The following is a 9,111-nucleotide window of genomic DNA, read 5'->3' on the forward strand; positions in this document are numbered from 1 at the left end:
TCGACGGCACGGGAACCCCGCGCAGCGGGGCGGCACAGTCGGGGTCGCCTTTTTTTGGTTACTTTTTTTGGCGAAGCAAAAAAAGTGACTCGCCCGCCGGGGCGAACACCCGGCCTGGTCATGACGATAGTGCTATCGCGTTGGGTCACCAGGGGTAAGGCGTCACTGCGAAGCAGCAGTTGCTTTTGACGTTAAGGGTTGTTCGGCGAACAAGGCAACGTCAACACCGACAGTGCTGCCCGGGCGTTGCCGGGTGACGCAACACGGCTGCACTGCCGTGGAGACAAGCCGGGAATCCGTCCCGGCGGCCGGGTCACTTTTTTTGCTTCGCCAAAAAAAGTAACCAAAAAAAGGCGACCCGGTGATCGCGCCCCGCTGCGCGGGGTGCCCGTGTCAGCGGCACCCGGAGCGGGGCGCGGCTAAACTCGCTACGCTGCGCTGCGCTCAGACAGACGCCGCACCTTATCCGCTCCGGGCACCGCTGCCACGGCGCGCTCAACGGGACTTCACTGCCACTTCAAAAGCAACGGCAACTTCAAAAGCAACGGTAACGGCAACGGTAACGGCAACGGCAACGGCAAAGGCAACTGCAACCGCAACGCCCTCCGCAAGGACGGCTCACCCCCCCCCACGCCGCGTGTAGTGATCGAAATACCGCAAAAACGCCGACCACTGCGCCTCATTCATCGCGACGAATCGGAAGCGCACGCCCAGCACCGGCAGCGTGATGCTGGCGATGCGCCGCGGCGGCAGTTCGCTCAGGGCGATTTCCACCGTGCCCTGGTCCGACAGCACGGTATGCAGGTCGCCGATGCTGATGATGGGCGCGTGGCGGGTTGCGCCGGGCAGCCAGCGCAAGAACTCTTCCCGGGTGCAGCCCATCTCCCGGTACAGCTCGTGGTCGGCTGTCATCCACCCGCGACCGGCGGCCAGATCGCCAGCGCGTCGCCGGCTTCCAAAGTGCGCGCCATGCGCTGCGACGGCTCCACATAGACGCCGTTGACCAGCACCAGGTGCACCAGCTTCTTCGGCAGGTTGAAACGCTCGATCAGGTCGCCGATGGTGGTGGCCTGATCGATGTCGAGCTCCACCGCGTTATGGCGCTGACCTGCCGGCAGGTAGTCCGACAGGGTCGCATACAGCTTGAAAGTGATCCTCATGCCACAGACTCAACTTGCATGCCGCCACACCTCCTGCTGCTGGGCGCAGGCGATATAGGCTTCCATCAGCCGCGTCGGGTCTTCCTTCAAGCGGTCCTTCCAGGCCCCCAGCCTGACCCTTTGCGAGATCAGGCCGCGCAGCACGCCGGCATGCTGGGTGTGGCCAACCGCGTTGGAGCCGATCAGCCGGTCGCCTTCGAATTCCAGGCGCAGGAAGCGGAATGCCGGCACGTCGATCAGTTCGGCATGCTCGCCGCCGGGCACGCCGTCCCAGCGGCCGAACGAGGTGGAGATCAGTCCCAGGGTGTCGAGCACGTTGATCTGCGGCACATCGGTCATGCGCAGCGCGCGGCCCACCATGTTCATGCCGGCGCAACGTCCCTGCTCGGCCGCGTTCGGCTGGATCGCCGACACCACGGTGTGGCCCGTGGCCTGGTCGAATGCCTCGGCGCAGTCGCCGGCGGCATAGATGCCGGGCACGCTGGACTGCATGGTGGCGTCCACGAGGATGCCATCCTTGCAATGGATGCCGCTGTCGCGGGCAATGTCGATCTGCGGCTTGACGCCGGTGGCGGAAATGATCAGGTCGGCTTCCACCACCTCGCCGCTGGAGAGCGTGAGCCGCAGCGGCGTGCCCGGCTCGATGGCGTTGACCCGTGTCGACGTATAGACCTTGATGCCCTTGTGCTGGCACCAGGCCTTGATCATGTTCCCGGCGCCGGCGCCCATCATGCGCGGCACCATGCGGTCGCCCATCTCGATCACGGAAAGATCCACGCCGCGCGCGGCCAGCGCTTCCATGATGATGCAGCCGATGAAGCCGGCGCCCATCTGCACCACCCGTGCGCCGGGCCGGGCCAGCTGCATGATGCGGCGCGCGTCTTCCATGGTCCAGCAGGTATGCACGCCGGGGCTGTCCATGCCCGGTATCGGCGGCGCCACCGGCGACGAACCGGTCGCCAGCAGCAGCCGGTCATAGCCCAGGCCCCGGCCGTCGGCCAGGTGGACGATATTGGCCGCGGTGTCGATGCTTTTGGCGCGACCATGCTCCAGGCGGATGCCGCGGCTGCTGAAATGCTGCGGGTCCTTGCGGAGATAAGTGCCCTGCTCGGTGATGTTGCCCATCAGCAGATAGGGAATGGCCATGCGTGAATAGCTTGGTTCGGGCTCGTCGCCCAGCAGCACGACCTGGTCCTGCGGCGCATGGCCGACGATGGTCTCGGCGGCGATCACGCCAGCCGGACCGTTGCCTATGATCAGATGTTTCATGTTGGTTCCCGGTAAGCAGGCGAGGCGGCGCGCCGGCGCCTTGCCGGCGACGCCTGCCCTGCATGAAAGACGTGGCCTACAGCGCCAGCCGGCTGCGGGTTTCCTCGGTCAGCTGCCCTTCCGCATTCCAGCCGCGGATGCGGTAGTACTCGGGCAGCATCTTGTCCAGGCCATTGACCAGGCCCTTGGCCGGGCCGGTCTGGGCAGGTTCGGTCAGCAGGCGCTTGGGCAGCGTGTCGTCGAGGCGGGTGAAGCCGGCGCGGTTGTTGAAGTCGCGCTCCATGTTCCAGATGCGCTCGCCGATCTCGCCCAGCTTCTCCATCGTGAACGACTCGTCGCAGGCGGCATGCAGCTGCGGCTGCAGGTCGGCCAGCGTCCAGGCGAAGGTGGTGAAGACGCACACGCCGGCCGAATCGAACACCGCGGTGGCGTCCTGGAAGGCCTTGACCAGCTCGGCCTTGCCCTCGGTCACCAGCGGGTCGGTCTTGACCGGTATGCCCAGCACTTCCGAGGCCACGGTGTAGCCGCGCAAATGGCAGGCGCCGCGGTTGGAGGTGGCGTAAGCCAGGCCCATGCCCTGGATGCCGCGCGAATCGTAGGCCGGGAATTCCTGGCCCTTGACCGACATCGACAGGTCGGGATGACCGTACTTCGCGGTCAGGCGCTTGGAGCCCAGGCCGATCTCCGCGCCGAAGCCCTCGCCCTTGGCGGTGATCTCGACGAAATGGGTCAGCGCCTCGGCGCTGCCGAACTTGGCGTCGATGCCCAGTTGTTCCTTGGTCAGCACGCCCATTTCATACAGCTCCATCACCGCGCCGACGGTGGCGCCGAAGGAGATCGGGTCCATGCCCTGCTCGTTGCAGATGAAGTTGGCGTAGGTCAGCGCTTCCAGGTCATTGACGCCATTGGCCGAGCCCAGCGCCCAGGCCGCTTCGTATTCCAGGCCGCCGGAGGCGCCCCAGTACTGCGGCTTGTTCTGCACCGTGAAGTGGTTCTCGTCGATCTTGGAAATGCGGCCGCAGGCAATGGTGCAGCCGAAGCAGGCCTGGTTGGTCACCAGGTTCTTCTTGCCGTCGGTCGGACGCGGCGTGTGCATGGCTTCGCCGGAAATATCCTTGGCGCCTTCGAACTGCACCTCGCGGTGATTACGGGTGGGCATCGCGCCCATCTCGTTGATCACGTTCATCAGCACCTGGGTGCCATAGGTCGGCAGGCCCTGGCCGGTGACGGCATTGTCGGCCAGCACCTTCTTGGCGGCGACGGTGGCCTTCATGAAGGCGCGCGGATCGCGGATATTGCCCACGCCCTTCTTGCCGCGCACCGCAATCGCCTTCAGGTTCTTGCTGCCCATCACGGTGCCCACGCCCGAGCGGCCAGCGGCGCGGTGCAGGTCGTTGACCACCGCGGCATACAGGCAGCCGGTCTCGCCGGCGCGGCCGATGGTGGAGACGCGCATCAGCGGGTCCTGGTGGCGGGTCTTGATCGCCGGCTCGGTTTCCCAGACCGACTTGCCCCACAGCCAGGAGGCGTCGAGCAGTTCGGCATGGTCATCGTTGATCGACAGGTACACCGGGCTGGCGGCCCGGCCTTCGAAGATGATCATGTCCCAGCCGGCCATCTTCAGTTCGGCGCCGAAATAGCCGCCCGAATTCGAGCATGCGATCGCACCGGTCAGCGCGCCCTTGGTGATCACGGAGTAGCGGCCGCCGGTGGAAGCCATGGTGCCGGTCAGCGGGCCGGTGGCCCAGATGATCTTGTTCTCGGCCGACAGCGGCTCCACCGCCGGATCGACTTCCTCGACGAAATACTTGGTTGCCAGGCCGCGCTGGCCCAGGTATTCCTTTGCCCAATCCATCTTCAGCGGTTCGGCCACGCAGGTGCCCGCCGTCAGGTTGACCCGCAGTATTTTTCCAGTCCACGACATGATGTGCTCTCCTCGCTGATTCAGGCCGCGGGTGCGGCGGCGTTGCTGTTGCCGAGCTTGTCGGCCCACTGGCGCATGCGGTCCAGGCCGGTCCAGTCGGCGTCGACATAGGTGATGGCGCCGGTCGGGCAGGCATCGGCGCAGGCCGGGTCGCCGCCGCACAGGTCGCACTTGTGGACCTTGCCGGTGTCCTGCACATAATTGACGGTGCCGAATGGGCAGGCGATGGTGCAGACCTTGCAGCCCACGCAGATGTCCTGGAACACCAGCTTCGCGCCGGTGGTGAGGTCGAGCTTGATGGCGTCCACCGGGCAGGCATGCAGGCACCAGGCTTCGGCGCACTGGGTGCAGGTGTACGGCACCTTCTTGCCGGTGTCATGGAACTCGAACACCTTGATGACGGACTTGGACGGGTTGAACAGCCCGTAATGCTCATAGCTGCAGGCCATTTCGCATTGCAGGCAGCCAGTGCATTTCTCCGGCTCGATATGTAGCGACTTTTGCACTCTGGTCTCCTCCTGGTGGAAGCTTCGCTGCGGTGCGCCGCACAAGGCAAGGCGGGCAGGCGACGGCGCGCTTTGGACAAAACGCAGAGTGATGTGCAAAAAGCAAGCCAGGCCAGGGGCACAAGACTTATGCAGCCTTGTTCATACGCAAAACCGGCTTGGGGAGGGCAAACAGCCGATGCCGACACGATCAACGACTGTCACGGAATGGAACAGTTGACCGGATCTGGAACAGTGGCAGTGTGTAGCAATGTGCGCCCCGGGCAGGCCGGGGCAATGCAGATTCAGACCAGCTCGGCAATCAGCGCGACGATTTCCTCGCCATAGGTCTGCAGCTTCTTCTCGCCGACGCCGGACACGCCGCGCAGGTCGTCCAGCGACAGCGGCTTGGCCTTGGCGATCTCGCGCATGGTGGCGTCGTGGAAGATCACATAGGCCGGCACATTGTGGGCGCGTGCGGTTTCCACCCGCCACCAGCGCAGCTTCTCGAAGATTTCCTGCTCGCTGCGCGACAGGTCGGCCTCGACATAGCCGCGCGGCTTGGCCGACGCGCTGCGCTTCTGCTTGACCGGCTTCTCATAGCGCCGCAGCTGGATCTGGCGCTCGCCGCGCAGCACCGGCTTGGCCTCGGCGGTGAGCTTGAGCGCGTTGTAGCTGTCATGGTCCACCGTCAGGAGGCCCAGCGCGATCACCTGGCGCAGGATGGCGCGCCATTCCGCCTCGCCTGTTTCCGAGCCCACGCCAAACACCGACAGCTGGTCATGCTTCCATTGCTTGACCTTGTCGGAATCGATGCCGCGCAGCACATCCATCACATGGCCGGCGCCGAAGCGCTGGTCGACCCGGTAGACAGCCGACAGCAGTTTCTGCACCGGCACCGTGGCGTCATACGACACCGGCGGATGCAAACAGGTGTCGCAGTTGCCGCACGGCCCGGATTCCTGGCCAAAATAGCTCAGCAGGCGCACCCGGCGGCAGCCGATGGTCTCGCACAGCCCCAGCATCGCATCGAGCTTCTGGCCCTGGATGCGCTTGTAGGTTTCGTCCGCCTCGGACTCGTCGATCATGCGGCGCTGCTGCACCACGTCCTGCAGGCCATAGGCCATCCAGGCATTGGCCGGCGCGCCGTCGCGGCCGGCGCGGCCGGTTTCCTGGTAATAGCCCTCGATGCTCTTGGGCAGGTCGAGGTGGGCGACGAAGCGCACGTCGGGCTTGTCGATGCCCATGCCGAAGGCGATGGTGGCCACCATCACGATGCCTTCCTCGCGCAGGAAGCGGGCCTGGTTGGCGGTGCGGGTTTCCAGGTCCATGCCGGCGTGGTAGGCCAGCGCGCTGCGGCCGTTCTGGTTAAGGAACTCGGCCACCTCCTCCACCTTCTTGCGCGACAGGCAATACACCACGCCGGCATCTTCCGGATGCTCGGCCTCGATGAAGTCCAGCAGCTGCTTGCGGCCGTTGCCCTTTTCCACGATCTGGTAGCGGATATTTGGCCGGTCGAAGGAAGAGACGAACTGGCGGCCCTCCTCCAGCTGCAGCCGGCGCGCGATTTCCTCGCGGGTCTGCTGGTCGGCGGTGGCCGTCAGCGCGATCCGCGGCACGTTCGGGAAGCGCTCGTGCAGGATGGACAGGCGGATGTATTCCGGCCGGAAGTCATGGCCCCATTGCGACACGCAGTGCGCCTCGTCGATCGCGAACAGCGCAATCTTCGATGATTCCAGCAGCTCCATGCAGCGCGGCGTGAGCAGCCGCTCCGGCGCGACGTAGAGCAAATCAAGCTCGCCGTCGCGCACCTGCTGCTCGATGCGCGAGGCCTGCTGCCAGTTCTGGGTGGAATTCAGAAAGGCGGCGCGCACGCCGACCTCGGCCAGCGCGTCGACCTGGTCCTGCATCAAGGCGATCAGTGGCGACACCACCACGCCGACGCCGTCGCGCAGCAGCGCCGGAATCTGGTAGCACAGCGACTTGCCGCCGCCGGTGGGCATCAGCACCAGCGCATCGCCGCCGTTGGCCAGCGTATCGACGATCTCGGCCTGCTGGCCGCGGAAAGCCGGATAGCCAAAGATGGTTTGCAGCAGGTCGAGCGCGCGTTCTCGAAGGTCGGACATGGTTCTGGATTTCGCTTTTTCCGGTTAATCGGCCCAGACCACCCAGCCGCTGTAGGCGCTGAGCAGCACGAACAGGCCGAACACGATGCGGTACCAGGCAAAGAGGGTGAAGTCGTGGGTGCTGATATAGCGCAGCAGCCAGCGCACGCACAGGAAGGCCGAGCCGAACGCGGCGATGGTGCCCACGGTAAACATGGGCAGATCAGCGGCCGACAGCAGCGCGCGCTCCTTGTACAGGGAATACACCGTGGCTGCCAGTAATGTGGGGATGGCCAGGAAAAAGGAAAACTCGGTGGCCGCCTTGCGCGAAAGGCCGAACATCATGCCGCCGATGATGGTGGCGCCGGAGCGGCTGGTGCCCGGAATCAGCGCGAAGGCCTGGGCGCAGCCGACCTTGAAGGCATCCAGCACCGTCATGTCGTCCACCGACTCGACCCGCGCCGGCCGGTTCTGCGCGCGCTGGCGCTTTTCCACCCACAGGATCACGAAGCCGCCGAGGATGAAGGCCAGCGCCACCGGCACCGGCGCGAACAGCACCGCCTTGATGCTCTTGCTGAAGATGAAGCCCAGCACGGCGGCCGGCACGAAGGCGACGACCAGGTTCAGCACGAACAGCCGCGCGCGGTGATCGCTGAACATGCCGGTCAGCACCGCCGCGATGCGCGCGCGGTATTCCCAGATCACGGCCAGCATCGCGCCGGCCTGGATGGCGATCTCGAACACCTTGACCTTGTCGCCGGTGAAATCGAGCAGGCTGCCGGTCAGAATCAGGTGGCCGGTGGAGGAAATCGGCAGGAACTCGGTAAGTCCCTCGACGATGCCCATGATGAATGCTTTAAAGAGTAATGCCAGATCCATGCTTGAATTTTTCTTGGGTGAAAGATGCGCTGCGGGAGCGTGCGCGTTGAAAAAGGAAAACCCGCCGGGATGATACAGGCGGGTTCGGTAGGTAGCCCCCGAGACAGATCGGTTCAGTTGACCGGCGCAAAGGTTACCACGAGGCGATCCGGCTGAGTGACGATTTTCTGTGGCGCAAACTGCACGCCGGCATAGCGCAGGTCGCCCGGCGAGAAGCTGTACACCGGCAGGTCGCCCAGCAGCTGCGCGGCCAGGAAACTGGCGACATTGGCAAGCTGGCCGCCGAATGCCTGGTCCAGCCCCGGTATGCGCAGTTCATCGACGCGCGGGTCGCCCAGCAGCAGCACGCCGCGCGACATGTCCACCCGCGGCACGCCCGACAGGGTCAGGCTGCCGCGTATGCCCCGGCCCAGCGCCAGCACCGGCGCCACCGACAGGTCCACGCTGGTGGCGATGCGGTTCTGTTCCGGCTGCATGGCCAGGCGCGGATTGACCGCGGTGACATCGAACAGGCCGAGATAGCGCTGGTTGTAAGGAAACCGGCGTTCCAGCCCCTGCTGCAGGCGCGACACCGGCACTTCGACGTCGCGCGGGCCGATCAGGCCTGCGCAGGACGCCAGCAGCAGCAAACCAAGCAGGGCCAGCAGGGAAAACAGGCGCTTCATGCCATGGTCTCCTTCTCCAGCCTGTCCAGCCAGGCCAGCGCCTGCTCGCGGCTTTCGCCGCACATCTCGACAGAAGGCCTAAGGCTGGCGCACACCGCTGGCCGGGCCGGACTGCCGAAAATGCGGCAGCCGTTGGCGTCGTCAAGCTGGATGCAGCGGACTCCGGCAGGCTTGCCGTCAGGCATGCCAGGGATGGCGGACGTGATGGAAGGCGCGGTGCAGCAGGCGCCGCAACCGGGGCGGCATGACATGGCGGAAATCATCGGGGGATTGTACTGAAAAACCCGGCGCCAAGCCGCAATGTGTGGCGGAGCTGGCTAGAGCGAATTTAGCCAGACTAGCCTCATGCCGCAGGTTTAGGCGCGGCGCAACCTGCATCCTGCACATACCCCTGATGCCGTAGGGTGGAATACCCCGAAGGGGCATTCCACCATGCGTGGACCAGAGAAGGTCCTTGAGATGGTCTTTGCGGTATGCGGCCGCGGTGCAATGCCCTTCGGGTATTGCACCCTTGTATTATTCCGTCAGTTCGGTTGTGTAGTAATTCCGACGGTCTTGTACGACAAGCGTCGGAATGGTTGTAGCAGTTCCTTGGGGGCACCCAAGGAACGGGCGGCTGGATGC

9 protein-coding genes are annotated in these 9,111 nt (G+C 65.0%); all 9 read right to left on the reverse strand.

Annotated elements, in window-relative coordinates:
• Positions 1-618: 618 nt before the first annotated feature.
• On the reverse strand, positions 619-912 hold the full coding sequence (locus IGW04_RS25105; RefSeq protein WP_194715828.1) for a hypothetical protein: 294 nt from the start codon (positions 910-912) through the stop codon (positions 619-621).
• Positions 909-1,160 carry a MoaD/ThiS family protein gene (locus tag IGW04_RS25110; RefSeq protein ID WP_194715829.1) on the reverse strand — a complete coding sequence of 84 codons (252 nt, stop codon included), beginning with the start codon at positions 1,158-1,160 and terminating at the stop codon, positions 909-911. Before IGW04_RS25110 ends, IGW04_RS25105 begins: the two co-directional genes overlap by 4 nt.
• A gap of 9 nt (positions 1,161-1,169) precedes the next feature.
• The gene (locus IGW04_RS25115) at positions 1,170-2,429 is read right to left on the reverse strand and encodes an NAD(P)/FAD-dependent oxidoreductase (RefSeq protein ID WP_194715830.1); all 1,260 of its coding nucleotides are present in this window, start codon (positions 2,427-2,429) and stop codon (positions 1,170-1,172) included.
• A 76-nt stretch (positions 2,430-2,505) separates the two neighbouring features.
• On the reverse strand, positions 2,506-4,353 hold the full coding sequence (locus tag IGW04_RS25120; RefSeq protein ID WP_194715831.1) for an aldehyde ferredoxin oxidoreductase family protein: 1,848 nt from the start codon (positions 4,351-4,353) through the stop codon (positions 2,506-2,508).
• A 20-nt stretch (positions 4,354-4,373) separates the two neighbouring features.
• Positions 4,374-4,859: a 4Fe-4S dicluster domain-containing protein gene (locus tag IGW04_RS25125; protein WP_194715832.1), complete on the reverse strand. Its 486-nt coding sequence runs from the start codon at positions 4,857-4,859 to the stop codon at positions 4,374-4,376.
• Positions 4,860-5,143: 284 nt separating this feature from the next.
• The gene (gene recQ / locus IGW04_RS25130; protein WP_194715833.1) at positions 5,144-6,964 is read right to left on the reverse strand and encodes a DNA helicase RecQ; all 1,821 of its coding nucleotides are present in this window, start codon (positions 6,962-6,964) and stop codon (positions 5,144-5,146) included.
• Positions 6,965-6,988: 24 nt separating this feature from the next.
• On the reverse strand, positions 6,989-7,822 hold the full coding sequence (locus IGW04_RS25135) for an undecaprenyl-diphosphate phosphatase (protein ID WP_194715834.1): 834 nt from the start codon (positions 7,820-7,822) through the stop codon (positions 6,989-6,991).
• A gap of 113 nt (positions 7,823-7,935) precedes the next feature.
• Positions 7,936-8,487 (reverse strand): DUF1439 domain-containing protein, encoded by a 552-nt coding sequence (locus IGW04_RS25140; RefSeq protein WP_194715835.1) that lies wholly within the window; start codon positions 8,485-8,487, stop codon positions 7,936-7,938.
• Positions 8,484-8,750: a YkgJ family cysteine cluster protein gene (locus IGW04_RS25145; RefSeq protein ID WP_323744908.1), complete on the reverse strand. Its 267-nt coding sequence runs from the start codon at positions 8,748-8,750 to the stop codon at positions 8,484-8,486. The genes IGW04_RS25140 and IGW04_RS25145 overlap by 4 nt, the downstream gene beginning before the upstream one ends.
• Positions 8,751-9,111 lie beyond the last annotated feature (361 nt).

Origin of the sequence: Noviherbaspirillum soli, assembly GCF_015352955.1 — a bacterium.
Lineage (GTDB): Bacteria > Pseudomonadota > Gammaproteobacteria > Burkholderiales > Burkholderiaceae_D > Noviherbaspirillum_A > Noviherbaspirillum_A soli.